Source organism: Rahnella sp. PD4 (assembly GCF_049199325.1).
Taxonomy (GTDB): domain Bacteria; phylum Pseudomonadota; class Gammaproteobacteria; order Enterobacterales; family Enterobacteriaceae; genus Rahnella; species Rahnella perminowiae.
Map to the genome: position 1 here is coordinate 113268 of NZ_JBLZQF010000008.1, position 21544 is coordinate 134811.

22 protein-coding genes, 3 tRNA genes and 2 other RNA genes are annotated in these 21544 nt (G+C 52.0%); 16 read left to right on the top strand and 11 right to left on the bottom strand.

Annotation, left to right across the window (positions count from 1 at the left end):
* Positions 1 to 27 precede the first annotated feature (27 nt).
* The 14 genes from ybgC (at position 28) to pnuC (ending at position 8853) form a co-directional block, all read left to right on the top strand.
* Positions 28 to 432 carry a tol-pal system-associated acyl-CoA thioesterase gene (gene ybgC, locus ACOZIO_RS18890; protein WP_015698108.1) on the top strand — a complete coding sequence of 135 codons (405 nt, stop codon included), beginning with the start codon at positions 28 to 30 and terminating at the stop codon, positions 430 to 432.
* Positions 429 to 1118 carry a Tol-Pal system protein TolQ gene (tolQ, locus tag ACOZIO_RS18895; protein WP_013576430.1) on the top strand — a complete coding sequence of 230 codons (690 nt, stop codon included), beginning with the start codon at positions 429 to 431 and terminating at the stop codon, positions 1116 to 1118. The genes ybgC and tolQ overlap by 4 nt, the downstream gene beginning before the upstream one ends.
* An 11-nt stretch (positions 1119 to 1129) precedes the next feature.
* The gene (gene tolR / locus ACOZIO_RS18900) at positions 1130 to 1561 is read left to right on the top strand and encodes a colicin uptake protein TolR (RefSeq protein ID WP_013576429.1); all 432 of its coding nucleotides are present in this window, start codon (positions 1130 to 1132) and stop codon (positions 1559 to 1561) included.
* Between the two features lie 113 nt (positions 1562 to 1674).
* On the top strand, positions 1675 to 2907 hold the full coding sequence (tolA, locus tag ACOZIO_RS18905) for a cell envelope integrity protein TolA (protein ID WP_129952007.1): 1233 nt from the start codon (positions 1675 to 1677) through the stop codon (positions 2905 to 2907).
* Between the two features lie 130 nt (positions 2908 to 3037).
* Positions 3038 to 4330 (top strand): Tol-Pal system beta propeller repeat protein TolB, encoded by a 1293-nt coding sequence (gene tolB, locus ACOZIO_RS18910; RefSeq protein ID WP_013576427.1) that lies wholly within the window; start codon positions 3038 to 3040, stop codon positions 4328 to 4330.
* A 47-nt stretch (positions 4331 to 4377) separates the two neighbouring features.
* Positions 4378 to 4890, top strand: coding sequence for a peptidoglycan-associated lipoprotein Pal (gene pal / locus ACOZIO_RS18915; RefSeq protein WP_013576426.1), 513 nt, complete (start codon positions 4378 to 4380; stop codon positions 4888 to 4890).
* Positions 4891 to 4899: 9 nt separating this feature from the next.
* The gene (gene cpoB / locus ACOZIO_RS18920; protein ID WP_129952006.1) at positions 4900 to 5691 is read left to right on the top strand and encodes a cell division protein CpoB; all 792 of its coding nucleotides are present in this window, start codon (positions 4900 to 4902) and stop codon (positions 5689 to 5691) included.
* A 197-nt stretch (positions 5692 to 5888) separates the two neighbouring features.
* Positions 5889 to 5964: transfer RNA gene (locus ACOZIO_RS18925), tRNA-Lys, on the top strand.
* Positions 5965 to 5978: 14 nt separating this feature from the next.
* A non-coding RNA gene (locus ACOZIO_RS18930) (RtT sRNA) lies at positions 5979 to 6098 on the top strand.
* A 168-nt stretch (positions 6099 to 6266) separates the two neighbouring features.
* A tRNA-Lys gene (locus ACOZIO_RS18935) sits at positions 6267 to 6342 on the top strand.
* A gap of 163 nt (positions 6343 to 6505) precedes the next feature.
* Positions 6506 to 6581 (top strand) — tRNA-Lys (locus ACOZIO_RS18940).
* 14 nt (positions 6582 to 6595) lie between these two features.
* Positions 6596 to 6715, top strand: a non-coding RNA gene (locus ACOZIO_RS18945) — RtT sRNA.
* Between the two features lie 294 nt (positions 6716 to 7009).
* Positions 7010 to 8074: a quinolinate synthase NadA gene (gene nadA / locus ACOZIO_RS18950; RefSeq protein ID WP_421595581.1), complete on the top strand. Its 1065-nt coding sequence runs from the start codon at positions 7010 to 7012 to the stop codon at positions 8072 to 8074.
* A 56-nt stretch (positions 8075 to 8130) separates the two neighbouring features.
* On the top strand, positions 8131 to 8853 hold the full coding sequence (gene pnuC / locus ACOZIO_RS18955) for a nicotinamide riboside transporter PnuC (protein ID WP_129952148.1): 723 nt from the start codon (positions 8131 to 8133) through the stop codon (positions 8851 to 8853).
* 65 nt (positions 8854 to 8918) lie between these two features.
* On the opposite strand, the gene zitB is transcribed toward pnuC, so the two are convergent.
* Complete coding sequence (zitB, locus tag ACOZIO_RS18960; protein WP_129952004.1) at positions 8919 to 9872, bottom strand: CDF family zinc transporter ZitB; 954 nt, start codon at positions 9870 to 9872, stop codon at positions 8919 to 8921.
* Between the two features lie 134 nt (positions 9873 to 10006).
* Complete coding sequence (locus ACOZIO_RS18965; protein WP_129952003.1) at positions 10007 to 10336, bottom strand: protein YbgS; 330 nt, start codon at positions 10334 to 10336, stop codon at positions 10007 to 10009.
* Positions 10337 to 10538: 202 nt separating this feature from the next.
* Here ACOZIO_RS18965 and aroG point away from each other — a divergent pair, with 202 nt between their 5' ends.
* Positions 10539 to 11591, top strand: coding sequence for a 3-deoxy-7-phosphoheptulonate synthase AroG (aroG, locus tag ACOZIO_RS18970; protein ID WP_421595582.1), 1053 nt, complete (start codon positions 10539 to 10541; stop codon positions 11589 to 11591).
* A 66-nt stretch (positions 11592 to 11657) separates the two neighbouring features.
* On the opposite strand, the gene ACOZIO_RS18975 is transcribed toward aroG, so the two are convergent.
* From ACOZIO_RS18975 to ACOZIO_RS19010, 8 genes are all read right to left on the bottom strand, one after another.
* Positions 11658 to 12131 carry a GNAT family N-acetyltransferase gene (locus tag ACOZIO_RS18975; RefSeq protein ID WP_129952001.1) on the bottom strand — a complete coding sequence of 158 codons (474 nt, stop codon included), beginning with the start codon at positions 12129 to 12131 and terminating at the stop codon, positions 11658 to 11660.
* Positions 12132 to 12220: 89 nt separating this feature from the next.
* Entirely contained in the window at positions 12221 to 12973 is a 753-nt protein-coding gene (gpmA, locus tag ACOZIO_RS18980) for a 2,3-diphosphoglycerate-dependent phosphoglycerate mutase (protein WP_129952000.1), read from the bottom strand.
* A gap of 204 nt (positions 12974 to 13177) precedes the next feature.
* Entirely contained in the window at positions 13178 to 13513 is a 336-nt protein-coding gene (locus tag ACOZIO_RS18985; RefSeq protein ID WP_129951999.1) for a PsiF family protein, read from the bottom strand.
* Between the two features lie 162 nt (positions 13514 to 13675).
* Positions 13676 to 14722, bottom strand: coding sequence for a galactose-1-epimerase (gene galM / locus ACOZIO_RS18990; protein ID WP_129951998.1), 1047 nt, complete (start codon positions 14720 to 14722; stop codon positions 13676 to 13678).
* Complete coding sequence (gene galK, locus ACOZIO_RS18995) at positions 14716 to 15864, bottom strand: galactokinase (protein WP_129990568.1); 1149 nt, start codon at positions 15862 to 15864, stop codon at positions 14716 to 14718. The genes galM and galK overlap by 7 nt, the downstream gene beginning before the upstream one ends.
* On the bottom strand, positions 15861 to 16913 hold the full coding sequence (galT, locus tag ACOZIO_RS19000; protein ID WP_421595583.1) for a galactose-1-phosphate uridylyltransferase: 1053 nt from the start codon (positions 16911 to 16913) through the stop codon (positions 15861 to 15863). Before galT ends, galK begins: the two co-directional genes overlap by 4 nt.
* 19 nt (positions 16914 to 16932) lie before the next feature.
* Complete coding sequence (galE, locus tag ACOZIO_RS19005) at positions 16933 to 17949, bottom strand: UDP-glucose 4-epimerase GalE (RefSeq protein ID WP_217159312.1); 1017 nt, start codon at positions 17947 to 17949, stop codon at positions 16933 to 16935.
* A gap of 243 nt (positions 17950 to 18192) precedes the next feature.
* Complete coding sequence (locus tag ACOZIO_RS19010) at positions 18193 to 19098, bottom strand: LysR substrate-binding domain-containing protein (protein WP_421595584.1); 906 nt, start codon at positions 19096 to 19098, stop codon at positions 18193 to 18195.
* Positions 19099 to 19235: 137 nt separating this feature from the next.
* Between ACOZIO_RS19010 and ACOZIO_RS19015 the strand changes: the two genes are divergently transcribed.
* On the top strand, positions 19236 to 20066 hold the full coding sequence (locus tag ACOZIO_RS19015) for a hypothetical protein (RefSeq protein ID WP_129990565.1): 831 nt from the start codon (positions 19236 to 19238) through the stop codon (positions 20064 to 20066).
* Here the strand turns inward: ACOZIO_RS19015 and modF are convergent.
* Positions 20020 to 21489: a molybdate ABC transporter ATP-binding protein ModF gene (modF, locus tag ACOZIO_RS19020; protein ID WP_129990564.1), complete on the bottom strand. Its 1470-nt coding sequence runs from the start codon at positions 21487 to 21489 to the stop codon at positions 20020 to 20022. The two genes, ACOZIO_RS19015 and modF, sit on opposite strands and share 47 nt — an antisense overlap.
* Positions 21490 to 21544 lie beyond the last annotated feature (55 nt).

The window sequence follows — 21544 nt, forward strand, 5'->3', positions numbered from 1 at the left end:
CCGTCAAATTGCATTACGGGATGTACAGTGAGTAATTCGTTGTTCCGATGGCCGGTTCGTGTCTACTTTGAGGACACAGACGCGGGAGGTGTGGTCTACCATGCCCGATACGTCGCCTTTTATGAAAGGGCTCGCACAGAGATGTTGCGCCAACGCAATTTTCACCAGCAGCAGTTGCTGGGTGAACACGTCGCTTTTGCTGTCCGCCGCATGACGGTCGAATACTTTGCACCAGCTCGCCTAGATGACCTGCTGGATGTCCAGAGTGAGATTACGTCCATTCGCGGAGCTTCTCTTACTTTTGCACAACGAATTCTTGATTCGCATGGAAACCTTCTGAGTTCTGCAGAAGTGTTGATCGCATGCATTGATCCACACCAAATGAAGCCCCGAGCGCTTCCTAAGTCTATTGTCGCGGAGTTTAAGCAGTGACTGACATGAACATTCTTGATTTATTTTTGAAGGCCAGCATCCTGGTTAAGCTGATTATGCTTGTCCTGGTGTGCTTCTCTATCGCGTCCTGGGCGATCATCATTCAACGCACCAAGGTGCTGAATGCCGCCACCCGCGAAGCAGAAGCGTTCGAAGATAAATTCTGGTCCGGTATTGAGCTTTCCCGTCTGTATCAGGAAAGCCAGGGCCGCCGCGAAACCCTGAGCGGGGCAGAGCAAATCTTCCATTCCGGTTTTAAAGAGTTCGCGCGTCTTCATCGTGCCAACAGCCATGCGCCGGAAGCCGTGATTGAAGGTTCTTCACGTGCGATGCGTATTTCTTTTAACCGTGAACTCGAATCACTGGAAACACATATTCCGTTCCTGGGCACCGTGGGTTCTATCAGCCCGTATATCGGTCTGTTCGGTACCGTCTGGGGGATCATGCACGCCTTTATCGGTTTAGGTTCTGTGAAACAGGCAACCTTGCAAATGGTCGCCCCGGGTATCGCAGAAGCACTGATCGCCACTGCGATTGGTCTGTTTGCCGCTATCCCTGCTGTTATGGCGTACAACCGCCTGAACCAGCGTGTGAACAAGCTTGAGCAAAACTACGATAACTTCATGGAAGAATTCACGGCTATCCTGCACCGTCAGGCTTTCTCTCGCGAAACCAGCAGTAACTAAAGGGGGAGAGTATGGCTCGTTCACGAGGTCGTCGTAACCGCCGCGAAGGTAAGTCGGAGATCAACATCGTTCCGTTGCTGGACGTATTGCTGGTTCTGTTGCTGATTTTTATGGCAACAGCACCCATCATTACCCAGAGTGTGGAAGTCGATTTGCCTGACGCAACGGATTCTAAAACGGTGTCCAGCGATGATAATCCGCCCGTGATTGTTGAAGTCTCCGGCGTGGGTCAGTACACCATTGTGGTGGATCATCAGCGTATGGAACAATTGCCTGAACAACAGGTTATCGCAGAAGCGACCAGCCGTATTCAGGCCAATCCGAAGACGGTATTCCTGATCGGCGGTGCAAAAGACGTGCCTTATGATGAAATCATCAAGGCGCTGAATATGCTGCATCAGGCTGGCGTGAAATCTGTCGGATTGATGACACAACCTATCTGAGGATAGGTAATTTGTAACACTTATTTGAAACCCGGCATTCTCTGGCTTGTTAAAAGTATGACAGGCAATACAGGAACCCGGGTTTTTAGTAATCCTGTCTTGGGAAATCTATTTTGGTAAAGGCAACTGCAACTGAACAAAACGATAAGCTCAAACGCGCCGTTATTGTTTCGGTCGTTCTGCATATCATCATTATAGCCCTGTTGATTTGGGGATCGCTGGACGAAGATACCAGCATGAGTGGCGGCGGTGGGGGTAGCGATATCTCTGCCGTAATGGTTGATCCCAGTGCCGTGGTCGATCAGTACAATCGTCAGCAACAGCAACAGGCTGATTCCCAACGCGCTGCCGCCGCGCGTCAGAAAAAATCAGAACAACAGGCTGAAGAGCTGCAACAGAAACAGGCCGCAGAACAGCAACGCCTGAAAGAACTTGAGAAAGAGCGTCTGCAAGCGCAGGAAAGTGCGAAGCAGCAGGCTCAGGAACAGGCCCAGCAGCAAAAGCAGGCTGAACAAGCTGCCGAGCAGGCGAAAGAACAGCAAAAACAGGCTGAAGCTGCCGCAGCACAGGCGAAGGCTGAAGCGGCAAAAGCAGCCGCTCAGGCGAAAGCAGATGCCGCGAAAGAAGCGGCTAAAGCACAAGCTGACGCGCAGAAAAAAGCGGCTGCGGATGCTAAAAAACAAGCAGAGGCTGAAGCCGCCGCCGCGGCTGCCGCTGCGAAGAAACAAGCCGAAGCGGATGCTAAGAAAGAAGCGGCCGCAGAAGCCAAAAAACAGGCTGCTGCTGAAGCGAAGGCTCAGGCCGCTGCCGATGCTAAAGCACAAGCTGAGGCTGATGCCAAAGCCGCCGCCGATGCAAAAGCTGCTGCTGCCGCAGAGAAAAAAGCGGAAGCTGCCGCGGCTGCCAAGAAAGCTGCAGCCGATAAAAAAGCTGCCGCTGCCGCCGCTGCCAAAGAAGCCGCTGATGCGAATAACTTATTTGATGGCCTGGCCGACTCTAAAAATGCGCCGAAAGGGGCAACCGGGGGCGGTGCTTCTGCTCCTGCAGGGAAGGGAACTCAGAAAAAGGCGGGCGCATCCGGGGCGGATATTGCGAACTATGGTAGCCAGATTAAAGCTGCCATCGAGAGCAGATTCTATGACGCATCATCTTATGCAGGCAAAACCTGTTCGTTGCGCGTTAAAATGAATCCGGATGGCTCGCTGATCAGTGTGTCGGCTGAAGGTGGAGATCCTGCACTGTGTCAGGCTGCGCTTGCCGCAGCACGACAGGCGAAGTTCCCAAAACCGCCTTCTGAAGCAGTCTATGAAGTGTTTAAAAATGCTCCGATAGATTTTAAACCGTAGAAAGAAGAAAATAATTCCTTTTCAGATTTTTACGATAGATTGCAGGGTGTAATTCTAGTTTTGTGTGCGTTGGTTTGTTAAAATTCTGCTAAATTATCGCGGGCAGATACGTCCAGATAAGGGAGATACAATGAAGCAGGCATTTCGAGTAGCGTTCGGCCTTTTGATGATGTGGGCATCTGTGGTTCATGCAGAAGTTCGCATTGAAATTACCCAAGGGGTAGATACAGCTCGTCCGATTGGCGTTGTGCCATTCAAATGGGCTGGCCCGGGTACACCACCTGAAGATGTGGGTGGTATTGTTGCTGCTGACTTACGTAACAGCGGCAAATTTAATCCTATTGATGCATCACGTATGCCTCAGCAGCCAACCTCCGCCGCAGAAGTTACACCTGCTGCCTGGACCGCGCTGGGTATTGATGCTGTTGTTATCGGTCAGGTTCAGCCTGCCGCCGATGGCAGCTATGTGGTGTCTTACCAACTGGTGGATACCTCTGGCGCACCGGGTACCGTGCTGGCACAAAACCAGTACAAAGTGACCAAACAATGGCTGCGTTATTCCGCGCATACCGCCAGCGACGAAGTATTTGAAAAGCTGACCGGCATTAAAGGTGCATTCCGTACCCGTATTGCTTACATCGTGCAGACCAACGGCGGTAAATTCCCGTATGAGCTGCGTGTAGCCGATTACGACGGTTATAACCAGTTCGTGGTTCACCGTTCACCAGAGCCACTGATGTCTCCTGCCTGGTCTCCTGACGGCAGCAAACTGGCTTACGTGACATTTGAAAGCGGTCGTTCAGCATTGGTGGTACAGACGCTGGCAAACGGTGCAATCAAACAGATTGCTTCTTTCCCTCGTCACAACGGCGCACCTGCTTTCTCGCCTGATGGCAGTAAACTGGCCTTTGCGCTGTCTAAAGACGGCAGCCTGAATCTGTATGTAATGAATCTGTCTTCTGGTCAGATTAGCCAGGTGACAAACGGACGTAGCAACAATACTGAACCAACCTGGTTCCCGGACAGCCAGAATCTGGCGTTCACGTCGGATCAGGGCGGTCGTCCGCAGGTTTATAAAGTGAACATTAATGGCGGTGCGCCTCAGCGTCTGACCTGGGAAGGCTCGCAGAATCAGGACTCTGACGTCAGTACAGATGGCAAGTTCCTGGTTATGGTGAGCAGCGCCAGCGGTACACAGCACATCGCTAAACTGGATCTGGCAACGGGAGCCGTTCAAACATTGACGGACACGTTCCTGGATGAAACGCCTAGCCTCGCACCAAATGGCACCATGGTAATTTACAGCTCCTCTCAGGGACTGGGTTCCGTATTGCAGTTGGTATCGACTGATGGGCGCTTCAAAGCGCGTCTTCCGGCAACTGATGGACAGGTCAAATTTCCTGCCTGGTCGCCGTATCTGTAATGCATAGAATACTATGTATGGCAAAAAATTATAAAAGGATCGAATAGATGCAACTGAACAAAGTGCTGAAAGGGCTGATGCTGGCGTTGCCTGTACTGGCAGTAGCTGCTTGTAGTTCTCACAAGAACGCAGACAACGACCAATCTAATGGTATGGGTCTGAACTCTGGCGCAGGCACTGAAAACGCTAACATGTCTTCAGAAGAGCAAGCTCGTCTGCAGATGCAAGAACTGCAGAAAAACAACATCGTTTACTTTGGCCTGGACAAATACGATGTGTCTTCTGAATTCGCTCAGATGTTGGACGCGCACGCAGCTTTCCTGCGTAGCAACCCGTCTTACAAAGTGACTGTAGAAGGTCATGCTGACGAACGTGGTACGCCAGAGTACAACATCGCCCTGGGCGAACGTCGTGCTACTGCTGTTAAAATGTACCTGCAAGGCAAAGGCGTTTCTGCTGACCAAATCTCTATCGTTTCTTACGGTAAAGAAAAACCAGCTGTACTGGGCCATGACGAAGCGGCATACGCTAAAAACCGTCGTGCCGTACTGGTATACTAAGAGAATAGTATGAGCAGTAACTTCAGAACTCACCTGTTGAGTCTGTCGTTACTGGTTGGCGTAGCGGTCCCATGGGCCGCTACTGCCCAAGCGCCAATCAGTAATGTCGGCTCAGGCTCGATTGAAGATCGGGTCACCTCTCTGGAGCGTATTTCTAACGCTCACAGCCAGCTATTAACTCAACTCCAGCAACAACTTTCTGATACCCAACGTGATATGGATACTCTTCGTGGTCAAATCCAGGAGAATCAATATCAGCTGAGTCAGCTTGGTGATCGCCAGAAGCAGATTTTTAATCAACTCGACAGCTTAAGCCAGGGTTCTGCCGGGGCCGCCAGCACGGGTGCTGCTGCAGCCACAGGTGACGCTGCAGGGTCTTCTGCCACAACACCTGACGCGGGTGCTGCACAAGCTCCTGCAAGTACCGGTGACGTGAACAGCGATTACAATGCTGCGGTTTCACTGGCGCTGGAAAAGAAACAATATGATGAAGCCATTGCGGCTTTTCAGAGTTTCGTAAAAAAATATCCTGATTCAACTTATCAGCCAAACGCCAATTACTGGCTCGGTCAGTTGTATTACAACAAGGGTAAAAAAGACGATGCTGCTTATTATTTTGCAGTTGTGGTCAAAAACTATCCTAAGTCTCCAAAAAGTTCTGACGCAATGTTCAAGGTTGGGGTCATCATGCAGGAGAAAGGTCAGGCTGATAAAGCCAAAGCCGTCTTCGCACAGGTCGTGAAACAGTACCCAAATACCGATGCGGCAAAACAAGCTCAAAAACGCTTATCTGCAAAGTAGTGACTCGTTCAGGCCCGGAAAATGTACATATCGTGCATTTTCTGGGCTTGAGTGTGTGAAACACCATCAGTTAGCACTCTTTCTGAAAATTAAAGTTGCACTGAAAAGTTAAATAAGTAATATATGCCGCCGTTGCCCAGACAACTCCAAACGGCTAACGCTGTCAGAGATTTAGGCAATTTGCAGCAGGTTTAGATGGGCCGTTAGCTCAGTTGGTAGAGCAGTTGACTTTTAATCAATTGGTCGCTGGTTCGAATCCAGCACGGCCCACCACTGTTAAAGTGGAAAATGCAATAAAGCAGTGCAGGATGAGAACCACTGGTTCGAGCCGAGCGAAGCGAGACGACAACGCGTAAGCGTTGCCCGCAGGGCGAGGTGAAACCGAGTCAATCCAGCACGGCCCACCACTGTTAAAGTGGAAAATGCAATAAAGCAGTGCAGGACGACAACGCGCAGGCGTTGCCCGTATGGCGAGGTGAAACCGAGTCAATCCAGCACGGCCAGGTCATCTAAACAAACTGTAGTGCCTTGCACACCAACTGCAAGACACGCTGGCTGTAAGAAGTATTCAGGAAGGGCCGTTAGCTCAGTTGGTAGAGCAGTTGACTTTTAATCAATTGGTCGCTGGTTCGAATCCAGCACGGCCCACCACTTTTAAAGTGGAAAATGTAGTGAAGCAGTGCAGGACGACAACGCGCAGGCGTTGCCCGCAGGGCGAGGTGAAACCGAGTCAATCCAGCACGGCCCACCACTTTTAGGTGGAACCTACTGAATATTTTGAAAGCCAGAAGTAAGTAGTAAAAAGCATTTAGATGGGCCGTTAGCTCAGTTGGTAGAGCAGTTGACTTTTAATCAATTGGTCGCTGGTTCGAATCCAGCACGGCCCACCACTGTTAAAGTGAAAAATGCAATAAAGCAGTGCAGGATGAGAACCACTGGTTCGAGCCGAGCGAAGCGAGACGACAACGCGTAAGCGTTGCCCGCAGGGCGAGGTGAAACCGGGTCAATCCAGCACGGCCCACCACTTTTTGTGAAGTCATCTACATTGCAGAATTCAGAGAAAAGCGCCTTTTGGCGCTTTTTTCGCATCTGACCCTCAAAACTTCCTCCTGGCAGATAAATTTTTTCTGCTGACTTTACTTAAAATCTCTCTGATTTTAAGTGCAGTAAACATTTTAAGCCCTGCGTCTATTATATGGACGACTTTCCCTATTTTTTGCGGTATTTTGTTTAGCATACAAAACTAATGATTCCGGGATGGGATCATGGTGGCTTTTGGCTATCCGGGCAAATTGTCTGACTGAATGAGATGACGAGTATGAGCGAAACATTGGATCTGAATGCGGCGGTTTATCCTTTCCCACCGAAACCCGCCGTGCTGACCGCAGATGAAAAGACCTTCTACAAAGAGAAGATCAGAAAACTGCTCAGGGAACGTGATGCGGTGATGGTGGCGCATTATTACACTGATCCTGAAATTCAGGCGCTTGCCGAAGAAACCGGCGGCATTGTCGCCGACTCTCTGGAAATGGCGCGCTTTGGCAGCCAGCATCCAGCTTCCACGTTGCTCGTCGCCGGTGTACGCTTCATGGGAGAAACGGCTAAAATCCTCAGCCCGGAAAAAACTGTGCTGATGCCAACACTCAATGCTGAATGTTCTTTGGATCTGGGCTGTCCTGAACAGGCTTTCTCAGATTTCTGCGACCAGCACCCCGACCGCACAGTAGTGGTCTACGCTAATACCTCAGCAGCAGTAAAAGCCAGAGCAGACTGGGTTGTTACCTCAAGCATTGCGGTTGAGCTGATTGAACATCTTGACAGTCTGGGCGAAAAAATAATCTGGGCACCGGACCGTCACCTCGGAAATTACGTCCGTAAGCAGACGGGGGCAGATGTATTGTGCTGGCAGGGCGCCTGTATCGTCCATGACGAGTTTAAAACGCAGGCCCTGACCCGAATGAAAGGTCTATACCCGAACGCCGCTGTTCTGGTGCACCCTGAGTCTCCTCAGGCGATCGTTGATATGGCTGATGCGGTCGGTTCTACCAGTCAGCTCATTCTGGCGGCAAAAACATTGCCCCAGCAGCAACTTATCGTCGCCACGGACCGCGGTATTTTTTACAAAATGCAACAGGCGTGCCCGGACAAAGAATTGTTTGAGGCGCCGACGGCAGGTGAGGGTGCAAGTTGTCGTACCTGCGCGCATTGCCCGTGGATGGCGATGAACGGTCTGAAAGCGATTGCCCAGGGGCTGGAACACGGTGGCACGGAACATGCTATCGAGATAGACGAGGCGCTGCGTGTAAAATCTCTGATCCCGCTCAACCGCATGCTGGATTTTGCCGCCCAACTGAGATTAAGAACACAGGCTAAAGCGTTGTAAGCATTTTCATGGCTGATAATGATTTATGAGCATCAATAAAAGGAAAGGATGAGATGATGGATTTTTTCAGTACCAGTAACATTCTGGTTCATATTCCGCTTGGAAAGGGGGGATATGACCTGTCGTGGATTGAAGCTGTAGGCACCATTTTTGGGTTGCTCTGCATCTGGTACGCCAGTAAAGAAAAGCTGATCAACTATCCTTTCGGTCTGATCAACGTCACGTTGTTTGCGATCATCTTCTTCCAGATCCAGCTTTACGCCAGCCTGTTGCTGCAAATCTTCTTCTTTGCCGCCAATATCTACGGCTGGTATGCCTGGAGCCGCCAGACAGCGGACCAGGAAGCACAATTGCAGATCCGCTGGTTGCCACGTGGCAAAGCGCTGATATGGGGCGTTGTATGTGTCGCAGGCATTCTGCTGATGACCTTTAACATCGACCGCGTTTTTGCCGCCCTGACGCTGTTGGCGGTAAACCTGATGCAGGCGCTGGGGCTCAATGTGCAGGTGCCTGAACTGCAACCTGATGCCTTCCCGTTCTGGGATTCATCAATGATGGTGCTGTCGATTGTGGCAATGTTGCTGATGACCCGAAAGTATGTTGAAAACTGGCTGCTGTGGGTCATCATTGATGTCATCAGCGTCGCGATTTTTGCTTATCAGGGCGTTTATGCGATGGCACTCGAATATGTGCTTCTGACCTTGATTGCGCTGAACGGTTCGTGGCTGTGGATCAAAAGTGCAAAGCAAAACGGTTCACGGCCTTTGCAACCGGCCTGATTTCATCTTCCTGGAAAAACGCCTCTATCACAGAGGCGTTTTATTCTCGGGTTCTTCTCTGAGGATCAGTGATGATGATGTGCATGGCTATGGCCATGATGATCATGCCCGGCACGGGTTAACGGCATTTCATTCATCTCACAATCCGGAGTTTCACACTGGCCATATTCCATTTGTATCGTGGCATGGCCGATGCGGCATTTCTCCAGCAAATGATGCTGAATGCGGTAAAGCAGTGCGTCGTGATCGTGCGGTGGAACCACGTGTACATGCACGGTCATCAGCCGCTGTTCACCAATTTGCCAGACGTGAACGTGATGCACGTTGCGCACTTCCGGGATACTCAGTGACAAATCCCGTCGCAGTTTATCGATATCGATCTCTTCCGGTGTGCCTTCCAGTAATTCATGAAAACTTTCCCGCAGCAACCGCCAGGCATTATTTAACACCAGGCAGGAAACCAGCACTGATAAAAGCGGATCCACAGGCGTCCAGCCGGTATACATGATGATGAGCGCCGCAGCGACCGCTCCAATCGATCCCAGCAAGTCACCCAAAACGTGCAGCGCGGCGGCACGCACATTGATGTTGGCCTTTTCCTGCCCCTGATGCAGCAGCCAGAAGGCCAGAATATTGGCGAACAGACCAGCAATGGCGATCACCAGCATAGTGGTGCCCATTACGGGCTGCGGATTAAAGAACCGGGCGATGGCTTCCCAGACAATCAGAACGACAATCACCAGCAGCGCAGCGGCATTCACGAAGGCCGCCATGGTGGTCAGGCGCAAATAGCCAAAAGTATGACGGCTGTTAGGCTTGCGTTTCGCAAAACGTACGGCAAGCAAGGCAACAAGTAACGCGGCTGCGTCAGTCAGCATGTGCCCGGCATCGGCCAGAAGCGCCAGAGAGCCAGAGACCAGCCCGCCAATCACTTCGGCTACCATAAAAATTACAGTAACAAGGAAAGCCAGCAACAAACGGCGGCTATTTTTATCCTGTGGCAACAGGGAAGAAGGCATAGTTATATTCACAAAAATGATGAACCGAGACAATCACAATAGCGTAAACCTAAGGTGTTGCAAGAAGGGGAATTCAGGGAAGCAGGAGGAAGCAAAGTCCCTCCTGTATGAGCAGGTGAGCAAACGTGACGGAATTAGTTACCGGTTGCTTTTGAAGAAGGTGTATCCGGGGTCTGATTCGGACAACGTCCATCTTTGCACATCGTTTTCTTATGCTCTTTATCTTTACTCATGTGATGGGTGGTGCCATCCGTTTGAGTAGTCGTTTCATTCACGGGTTTATTGGTCGTGTTAATCTGATCATTGTTCACGCTTTTTGGCGCAATTTTCTGTACCGAACCCGGCGAGCCGGACTGATTAGCCTGACCATTGTTGTCGCTTGCCGAGGACTCGCCGGCAGCGTAAGCAGCACCGGTGGTCAGTGCCATGGTTGTGGTCAGTAACATGATTGCGAGCTTTTTCATAATGTCATCTCCATTTTTTCGAGAAAGGTCCGTAGTCGTTTTTCATGTGTCTGGTAAAAGCCTAGCTAAAGAAATTATGTCCTAAATCAAAATGAGACTAATCGTAAGTGTAAAAGCAGGTTTACACCGGGATTCAATACGGCTAGATTGAACGCGGTCAGCGTTTCGCTTTGTCTCTTATGAACACCCGAATGGAACAGTTATGAATTATCAAAACGACGATTTACGCATTAAAGAAATCAAAGAACTTTTACCTCCGGTTGCCCTGCTCGAAAAATTTCCTGCCACTGACAAAGCGGCCAAAACAGTTTCTCAGGCCCGTAATGCGATCCATAAGATACTGAAAGGAAACGATGACCGTTTGCTGGTCGTCATTGGCCCTTGCTCGATCAATGATCCGAAAGCCGCGAAAGAATACGCCACCCGCCTGCTGACAATGCGTGAAGAATTGCAAGGCGAACTGGAAGTGGTGATGCGTGTTTATTTCGAAAAACCACGTACTACAGTGGGCTGGAAAGGGCTGATTAACGACCCGCATATGAATAACAGCTATCAGATTAACGAGGGTTTGCGCATTGCCCGCAAACTGTTACTGGATATTAACGACACGGGTTTACCGGCCGCTGGCGAATTCCTGGATATGATCACGCCACAATATCTGGCGGATTTGATGAGCTGGGGGGCTATCGGCGCACGTACCACTGAATCTCAGGTTCACCGCGAGTTATCTTCCGGTTTATCCTGCCCGGTCGGTTTCAAAAACGGCACAGATGGCACCATTAAAGTGGCGATCGACGCCATCAATGCGGCTGGCGCACCGCACTGTTTCCTGTCTGTCACCAAATGGGGTCATTCGGCTATTGTTAATACCAGCGGGAATAATGACTGCCATATCATTCTGCGCGGCGGCAAAAAACCAAACTACAGCGCCCAGGATGTGCAGGAAGTGAAAGAAGGCCTGAAAAAAGGCGGCCTGCCAGCGGGTATCATGATCGACTTCAGCCACGCTAACAGCAGTAAGCAATTCAAAAAACAAATGGAAGTGTGTGAAGACGTCTGTGGTCAGATTGCCGGCGGTGAGCAGTCGGTGATGGGCGTGATGGTAGAAAGCCATCTGGTGGAAGGGAATCAGAGCCTCGACAGCGGCGAGCCTCTGGTTTATGGTCAGAGCGTGACCGATGCCTGTATAGGCTGGGAAGACACCGAAGTGCTGCTGCGCAGCCTGGCGGGCGCGGTCAAAGCTCGCCGCGGTTAATGTCACCTGCTGGAATACTTGTCTGAGCCCTGCTTTTAGCGGGGCTTTTTATTGCCTGAATATCCCCTACAATTCGCAGCGCATCTCCATACAACGCAAATCAGCATCCGCCATCTCAGAGCGGTAGAGGCTCTCTTTTACCAGACTGAATCCGTTCCTCTTATAAAATTCAAACGCATTCGGCGTAGAAGCCAGCGTAAGTGCTGTGAAACCGCGTGATTTCGCTTCTGCTTTTATGGCAGCAAGAATTTGCGTAGCGAGGCCTTTCCCTTCAAATTCTGGCAATGTAAAAATTGCTTCAACACTGCCATTTTTCAGATCAAGGAATCCTGTTGCCGCCGGTGTGCTCAGCCCCTGTGTCTGTGCGACAAAAAAAGGATTATCAATAATGGCTTTGCGGTATCCGGCAGGCATCTCATCGGGTGTCCATGCCATCACAATCTGTGCATCATAAGCGTTTTTACACCCGTGACGGATTGCCTGATTACGTATGTTCCACAGCGCTTCTGCTTCATCGGGTGTTGCACGTCTGACTGGCATAAATATTTTTCCTTGCGGGTCGGGGATACAAAAAAGGCACGCTTTCGCATGCCTTATCAATCATCGTGCTTCACGCAGAAAACGCGAAATTACTTCGCTTTACCCTGGTTTGCTACGGCCGCGGCTTTCGCTGCGATCTCGTCGGCATTACCCAGATAGTAACGTTTGATTGGTTTGTAGTTTTCGTCGAATTCGTAAACCAGCGGAACACCGGTAGGGATGTTCAGTTCCAGAATTTCGTCTTCGCTCAGGTTATCGAGATATTTAACCAGTGCACGCAGGGAGTTACCGTGTGCGGCGATGATGACGCGCTCTCCGCTGGCGATACGTGGTTTGATGACCTCAGTCCAGTAAGGGATGACGCGTTCGATGGTCAGCGCCAGGCTCTCTGTGGTTGGCAGTTCCGCCTCAGTCAGTTTAGCGTAACGCGGATCGTGGCCCGGGAAACGTTCATCAGCGCGATCCAGTTCTGGTGGCGTGACAGCAAAACCACGACGCCATTGTTTAACTTGCTCGTCACCGTATTTCTGTGCAGTTTCTGCTTTATCCAGGCCTTGCAATGCGCCGTAATGGCGTTCGTTCAATTTCCAGGATTTCTCAACCGGCAGCCATGGCTGGTTCAGTTCGTCCAAAACGCTCCACAGCGTGTGGATGGCACGTTTCAGCACAGAGGTGTAAGCAAAATCGAATTGGAAGCCTTCGTCTTTAAGCAACTGACCTGCAGCTTTTGCTTCAGTGCGACCCTTATCGGACAGTTCAACATCATGCCAACCGGTAAAACGGTTTTCTTTGTTCCACTCACTTTCACCGTGTCTTACCAGCACCAGCTTGGTTACAGCCATAGCTAAACTCCTCAGTTAACTGAATTTTCAATGATAACGGTTATCATTATAGAGGCTTGGCCTCCCCGACAGCAATCTGAAACTTCCTCAGGAAGTCTCTGCGGGACGCCGTTTGTATTAAACATAACGAATTTGCTGCGGCGATGTAAAACAAAACGCGCGTACGGTCTCCCGGACAGCGCGTTTTGTGTAAAAAGTCAGCGATCAGCTGGCTTTTTTCAGGCAGGTACTCATGAAAGTCTTACGTGCATCGCCTTTAAGTTCTTTTTTGGCGGCGTCTGCGTTACAGGTTTTCATTTTCTCCTGCTGAGGCGTCATTTTTGCCATAGCCGGTTTGGTTTCCGCTTTGAGGCACTGACTCATGAATTTTTTGCGGTCATCGCCTTTGAGTGACTGGGTAGTGGCCTGCTGATTACAGTCGGTCATCTTTTGGCGTTGCTCAGTCTGAGCAGGGGAAGGAACTTTAACAGGATCAGCCGCAATAGCGGAACCCGCCGCGCACAGCGTTGCCAGCAGGGATAACACAACAGGTAAACGCATATCGAACTCCTTATTAATCGTCCTTTCGGCAGGACACTCTCTAAGCGTAGATGGGGGAAGAGCCTTTAGCTTAAAATGTGCTGATACAGATGCGCCGTGAGTCACAAATTCGCAGAAGCAGGAAGGAATGAAGACAGGGCCGGGCGACCCTGTCGTGAGACATTACAGTGCAAAGAACTGATACGTCGTCGAAGATTTGTAGATCTGACCTGGTTTAACCCAACAGCTCGGCTGCGGCCAGGTGGCATGATTCGGGCTGTCCGGCAGGAACTCACTTTCCAGCGCGACACCGCTGTAGCTGGCGTATTCGCCGCCGCTACGGTTAGGGGTTCCGCCCAGGAAATTGCCGCTGTAAAGCTGCACTGCTGGCGCAGACGTAAACATCGTCATTTTGACTTTGCCATCAGCAGACCACAAATGCGCCGCCGGATTGCTGCCGGTATTGCAGGTGCGGTTAAGCAGATAAGCGTGGTCATACCCTTTCACGCGTTGCTGGTCACGGTCGGCGAGGAAATCTTTCGCCAGCGTTTTGGCGGCATTAAAATTCATGCCGGTGTTTTCAACCGGGACCGGATCCGCACAAGGAATGCCATCGCTGTCGACCGGCAGGAAGCGATCAGCAAACAGCTGCAGCTTGTGCTGACGCGCATCAGTCCCTTCACCGTCGAGGTTGAAATAGGCATGATTGGTCAGATTGACCGGACACAGTTTGTCAACCGTCGCTTCGTAACGGATTTCCAGCCGGTTATCGTCGGTCAGCTGGTAATACACTTTCGCTGTCATGTTGCCCGGATAACCCTGATCGCCGTCGACAGAAAACAGTTGAAACGTCAGCTTCTGCGCGGTCTGTTCCAGAATGATCCAGCGACGCGCATGGAAGCCTTCCGGCCCGCCGTGCAACTGGTGAACACCCTGATTGGCGACTACCAGATGCGCTTTGCCGTCAATTTCAAACTGCGAGCGGGCGATACGGTTAGCGTAACGTCCGACGGTCGCGCCCAGATACGCGCTCTGGTTCATGTATTCCTGCGGCGACTGGCAACCGAGCAGCAGTTCACGCGTGGAGCCATCCGTCAGCGGCAGGGTGAAGGATAACCAGGTCGCGCCCCAGTCCATGAACGTTGCGGTGGCACCCGCTGCATTCTGTAGCGTAACCTGTTCAAACGGCTGGCCATCGGGCGCCAGCTGTGTGTTTTCAGGTTTTAGCATATGCCTGCTCCTTGTGAAGCGGTGCAAACATAGAAGGTCTCTTTCAGACCGCTGTGCGCATGATATTGCTGTTCAACGGCATGACGGACTTTTTCCACCATGTCCTCAGGAACCAGCGCCACAATACAACCGCCGAAACCGCCGCCGGTCATACGCACACCACCTTTATCGCCAATCACTTCTTTGACGATTTCCACCAGCTTATCGATTTGCGGCACGGTGATTTCAAAGTCATCGCGCATTGAGGCGTGAGATTCCGCCATCAGTTCGCCCATACGTTTCAGGTCGCCGCTGGCCAGTGCATCAGCCGCTGCCAGTGTACGGTCGTTTTCGGTAATCACATGACGCGCACGGCGGGCCACGACCGGATCCAGCTCATCCTGAATGGAGAAGAACAGGGCAGGGTCAACATCACGCAGCGCTTTCACACCGAAGAAACGTGCCGCCACTTCGCATTGCTCGCGACGGGCGTTGTATTCACTGTCAACCAGGCCGCGTTTCACGTTGGAGTTAATAATCACCACCGCCGCGTTTTCCGGCATAGACACCGCACGGGTATCCAGTGAACGGCAGTCAATCAGCAGGGAATGATTTTCCTTGCCGAGTGCAGAAATCAGCTGATCCATAATGCCGCAGTTACAGCCGACAAACTGGTTCTCCGCTTCCTGACCGTTCAGTGCCAGTGCTACGCCGTCCAGCGGCAAGTCATATAATGACTTCAGTGCCTGGCCGACCGCGACTTCCAGCGAAGCTGAAGAGCTCAGGCCCGCGCCCTGTGGCACGTTGCCGCTGATCACCATATCCGCACCGGAGAAATCTTTGTTACGCAACATCAGATGCTTGATCACGCCACGCACGTAATTGGCCCAGGGGTGTGCATCGGTGTGCACAATCGGTTCGTCGAGTGAGAAGCTGTCTTCGTCGTTATCGTAATCGGCAGCGATCACACGGATCGTACGGTCATTGCGCTGCGCGCAGGCGATCACTGTTTCATAATCGATCGCGCACGGCAGCACGAAGCCATCGTTGTAATCGGTATGTTCGCCAATCAGATTCACGCGCCCCGGCGCTTTGATGGTAATGGTCGCAGGGTAGCCAAATTTATCGGCAAAGATTTCCAGGGTTTTGGTCTTCAGTTTCATTCTTTTTCTCCGGCCTCACGATAATGAACATCACTCACCGCCCGCAGACGCTCTGCGGCTTGTTCCGCTGTCAGGTCGCGTTGGGTTTCAGCCAGCATTTCGTAGCCGACCATAAATTTGCGCACCGTGGCTGAACGCAGCAACGGCGGATAGAAATGCGCGTGCAGTTGCCAGTGTTCGTTGTCGCCTTCGGTAAATGGCGCACCGTGCCAGCCCATCGAATACGGGAAAGAGCACCGGAACAAATTGTCGTAGCGGCTGGTCAGCTTTTTCAGCGCCAGAGCCAGATCGCTGCATTGTGCATTATTAAGCTCAGTAATGCGTTTGACGTGGACTTTCGGCAGCAACAAGGTTTCGAACGGCCATGCGGCCCAATAAGGCACTACTGCCAGCCAGTGTTCGGTTTCAACCACCGTACGGCTGCCGTCGGCCAGTTCGCGCTGCACGTAATCGACCAGCATCGGCGAACCTTGTTGTTCCAGATAGGCACGTTGCAGGCGGTCTTCACGTTCGGCTTCGTTAGGCAGGAAGCTGTTGGCCCAGATCTGGCCGTGCGGATGCGGGTTAGAGCACCCCATTGCCGCGCCTTTGTTTTCGAAAACCTGCACCCACGGATACGTTTTTGCCAGATCCGCACTTTGTTCCTGCCAGGTTCTGACGATCTCCGTCAACGCTTCAACTGAGAGTTGCGGCAGAGTTTTACTGTGATCCGGCGAGAAACAGATCACCCGGCTGGTACCGCGTGCGCTCTGAACGCGCATCAGCGGATCGTCGCTTTCCGGCGCAAAAGGCGTATCCGGCATCAGCGCGGCATAATCATTGGTGAACACAAACGTGCCGGTGTATTTCGGATTCACATCGCCTGTCACGCGGGTATTGCCCGGACAGAGAAAACAGTCCGGGTCATGCGCAGGCAGTGTTTCCTGAGAAACGGCTTCCTGCTGACCCTGCCACGGACGCTTGGCACGATGCGGGCTGACTAAAATCCACTGATCGGTCAGTGGATTGTAGCGACGATGCGGGTGATAAATCGGGTTAAACGTGGTCATAAACTTTCCTCAGTCCTCCTTAATCCGGATAGCCTTGCGGGTTTTTCGACTGCCATAGCCAGGTATCGTTGGCCATGTCTTCGAGCGTGCGGGTGACTTTCCAGTTCAGCTCTTTCGCTGCTTTGGTCGGATCTGCCCAATACGCCGGTAAGTCGCCATCACGACGTGGTGCAAACTTGTAATTCACCGGTTTGCCGCAGGCTTTGCTGAAGGCGTTAACCACATCCAGCACACTGTGACCGAAGCCGGCGCCCAGGTTATAAACATGTACGCCCGCTTTGTTGTGCAGCGTTTTCATCGCGGCCAGATGTCCGTCTGCCAGGTCGACAACATGAATGTAATCACGTACGCCGGTGCCGTCCGGTGTCGGATAATCGTTGCCGAAAATGGCGACGGACTCACGACGACCTACTGCCACCTGCGCGATAAATGGCATCAGATTATTCGGTACACCTTGTGGATCTTCCCCCATCAGGCCAGACGGATGAGCGCCGACCGGGTTGAAGTAACGCAGCAGCGTGATGCTCCATTCAGGCTCAGCACGCTGCACATCTTCCAGAATTTGCTCGACCATCAGTTTGCTGCGGCCGTACGGACTGGAAGGATTACCGGTCGGAAAATCTTCGACATACGGCGTTTTTGGCTGATCGCCATACACGGTGGCGGAAGAACTGAATATCAGGTTTTTTACGCCGGCGGCACGCATGGCTTCAACCAGCACCAACGTACCGGTGACGTTGTTGTCGTAATACGCCAGCGGTTTTGCCACGGATTCGCCCACGGCTTTCCAGCCGGCGAAATGAATAACGGAATGAACAGGATTTTCACTGAAAATTTTATCGAGAAGGGCGCGGTCGCGAATATCACCTTCGTAGAACAGCGGCGTTTTGCCGGTCAGGGTATGGATACGTTCCAGTACACTCACTTTGCTGTTGTGAAGATTATCAAGAATGATGGGTGTAAAGCCTGCATCAATCAATTGCACGCAAGTATGACTGCCGATGTAACCGCTACCACCTGTGACTAAGACGTACATAATAGCTCCCCGATGATTATCTGGATGCAACGATATCACGCTGCAAGGCTGAAAAAGGTGATCCATCCCCAATAAAATGGAATCGCTTACACAAACAGTTTACCACCTTTCAACGTGACTCAACAGGTGCGGCGTGCGGTACGCAAAGCCTTCGGCAACCGGTGATAAGCCAGAAAGGATGGGTTGTGTAATCGATTACACTAAAATTTATCCGGGGGGTGAATCAGCTTTTCGGACTCATTTTCAGACTCCAGCCGGGGGAAATGCCGACATTTTGTCCACTAACCAGCGGCGGAGTGTCACGATATCTTCGCGCAGTGCTTTCTCTTTGGTGGTCACCAGATAATAGTTTGCGCCGGGCAGGTATTGAGGGAACGGGGTGGTCAGGATGCCTTTTTCAATGAAGTCATGCGCCAGCAAACTGCTGACAATCGCCGCACCCTGACCAGCAATCGCCGCCTGAATAGCATGGGTTTCATCCGTAAAACGCAGGCCACTGTCGGTGTTTAATTGCGCCGGACCGAAGTGTTTTTGCCAGTTCTCCCAGTCGGGAGAGGGGTGAGGAATATGACGATTTTCCACATGAAACAACGTTACTGTCGTCAGATCCTCCATCGTTTTCAACGCCAGCGCAGGACTGGCAACCAGCACAAAAGTGTCGTGATAAAGCAGCCTCGAATCAAGATTCTCACCGGCGGATTCGCTGTAACGGATCGCCACATCCACGGTATTACGGGTTAAATCCACCAGCTCAATGCCGGTATGTAAGCGTAAATCCATCTCGGGCGCAGCGGCTTTTAAATCCGCCAGCCGCGGTACCAGCCAGTGTGTCAGGAAATTGGATGTCGTGGTCAGTGTCAGCGCCGCAGGCAACGCGGCGTGATGAATTTCTTCGACGGCTGCCTGTAATCCGGCAAATGCCTGCTGCGTGGCGTGGCGCAGGATTTGCCCCGCGGCGGTAAGCCTGACCTCACGGGCGCTGCGCTCAAACACTGCCGTGCCCAATGACTCTTCAAGCACACGGATCTGATGGCTGATAGCAGTGGCTGTCACGCCGATATCTTCTGCCGCGCGTTTGAAACTCTTCTGCTGCGCCACCGCATCAAATGCTTTGAGCGAACCGAGAGGCGGTAAACGGATCTTCTTCATGATGAGTTATTTTCATCCATGGCTGAAATCTATGACGTTGAATCATCTAAATTAGGCGGTGTAAGCTCTTTTATCAACATGATATGGATGAATAAGATTCATCTTTTATACTGCGGAATGCTGATAAAGGAACTGTTATGAACGCCAAAAAATCACCTGCGCGGTGGTTGTCACCAGCATCGGGCATATTGTTTGTGCTGCACCTGGTGCTGACGCTGCTGAATGTCGGCTTTAACGGGCTGGATACACCGCTGTCCCACGCGCTGGCGGGAGCCGCCGCACTGTTTTTTGTGTTGTTTATCATCAGCGAGCGTTACCACCCTCAACCCCTGATGCCGCGTCATTTGCGGGCTTCGTTGCCCCTGCAAATAAGTTTTTGGACCGGTATTTTCGTTACGGCAGTCACCTGTGCTGCGTGGTTCCTGCTGGCGGTGACGATGTATCAGATTTACGGATTCGGCGGGCCGGGCATTATTCTCTGCTTTGCTACCTTATTGCTGATGATGGTGTCGGGCAAAGCGTTCGGCGAAAAACTCGGGCGGAATGCCACCTCTGCCAGCCTCTTGCTGTGGGGTTTTATGATTGCGGCGTGCGGGCTGGGGGTGATGGCAATAATGCCTGCTTTCGGGCTGGTGCTGCTGCCGGGTATGTTACTGACCGGATTCGGCGCGGGCATAGCCCGTCAGGCCGCCGCAACAGAAAGGGATCAGCTCACCGGTGATGAATATCATTATGCATCCCGTCTGGGAGGTTGGGTTCGGGTAAGCAGCGCCCTGGTGATGCTGGCACTGCTCACACTGCTGCTGAAAAATAATCCCGGCCGGCAGGGCATTGAAAACGGGTATTCATTGCTGGCGGCACTGGCGCTGGCGGGCGTAGTGACTGCACTGATGATCCCCGCAAAGAGGAAGCGAAATAACGTTACAGTATGTCAATCTGATAACGGTAGATTTCACCGTCAGGAATAAAGCTCAGACGATGGGTAATGCATTGCGGCGCATCTTCCGCATGATGCGAAACAAACAGCAACTGAGTTTCACCTTCGCCGATCAGGATATCGACAAAGCGGCGCACCAGCTGACGGTTGATCGGATCCAGCCCCTGTAACGGTTCATCAAGAATTAACAGCGCCGGATGCTTGACCAGTGCGCGGGCAATCAGCGCCAGACGCTGTTGTCCCCAGGATAAACTGTGGAACGGGGTATCACCGGCATCACCTTCCAGCCCGAGCAATTCCAGCCATTGGGAGGTGAGTAATTTCTGCCGGTCGGATACCGCCTGATAAATACCGATCGAATCGAAGAAGCCGGAAGTAATAACATTGCGCACGCTGGTGCTGACGCGGTAATCCAGATGCAGGCTGCTGCTGACATAGCCAATATGACGCTTGATGTCCCAGATGGTTTCACCGCTGCCGCGACGGCGGCCGAACAGCGTCAGGTCATTGCTGTAGCCCTGTGCGTGATCGCCGGTGATAAGGCTCAGTAAGGTGGATTTTCCTGCACCGTTCTGGCCGGTGATCTGCCAGTGCTGGCCGTGATCCACCTGCCAGCTCAGATGGTGCAAAATCGGCTGGTCGTTGTACTGCACTACGCCGTCACGCAGCACGATTAACGGACTGCCGGCAGGCGGGCTGATACGTGCGGTGGGATCTTCTGCTTCCGGCACGGCCATACCGTTCAGGCTTTCACTGTGTGCCAGTTGGGCAACCAGCGCATCAGCCATCACCTGTTCTCGCGGCCCTACAGAGGCCAGCGTGCAGTCAGCCAGCACGCCGACATTTTTCACAAACGCAGGAATGTCGTCAAAGCGGTTAAGCACCAGCACCATCGTCTGGCCTTCGCCGGATAAGGTTTCCAGCAACTGTGCCAGCTGGGCGCGGGCGTTGACGTCGAGGCCGTCGAACGGCTCATCCAGCACCAGCAAATCGGGTTTTTGCATCAGCACCTGACACAGCAGGGTTTTGCGCGTTTCGCCGGTCGATAAATATTTGAAGCGACGGTCAAGCAATTTCTCAATACCAAACTGTTCGGCAAGGGCCGCACAGCGGGCCGGATCACGCACTTCATCCTGAATAATTTCAGCAGTAGTGCGGCCGGTATCGTCTTCACCTTCACTCAGTAAATCAGTGTTGTTACGCTGCCATTCATCGGCGACCAGTTTTTGTAATTGCTCGAATGAAAGGCGAACGATATGCGGGAAACTGTTTTTCCGGGTGCCTTTCAGCAGGGTTAAATCGCCTGCCAGCGCACGTGCCAGTGCGGATTTTCCGCTGCCATTGGAGCCGACAAACGCCCAACTGTCTGTCTGACGAACAGTGAGATCAGAAAGTGTGAGGGTCCGGGTATCGCTGAGGCGGAAAACGCCTTGCGAGATATGCAACGACGACATATTTAATCTCTCATTTTCAAATGATTATAAAACAAGGGATAAGCGCTGCATCTTC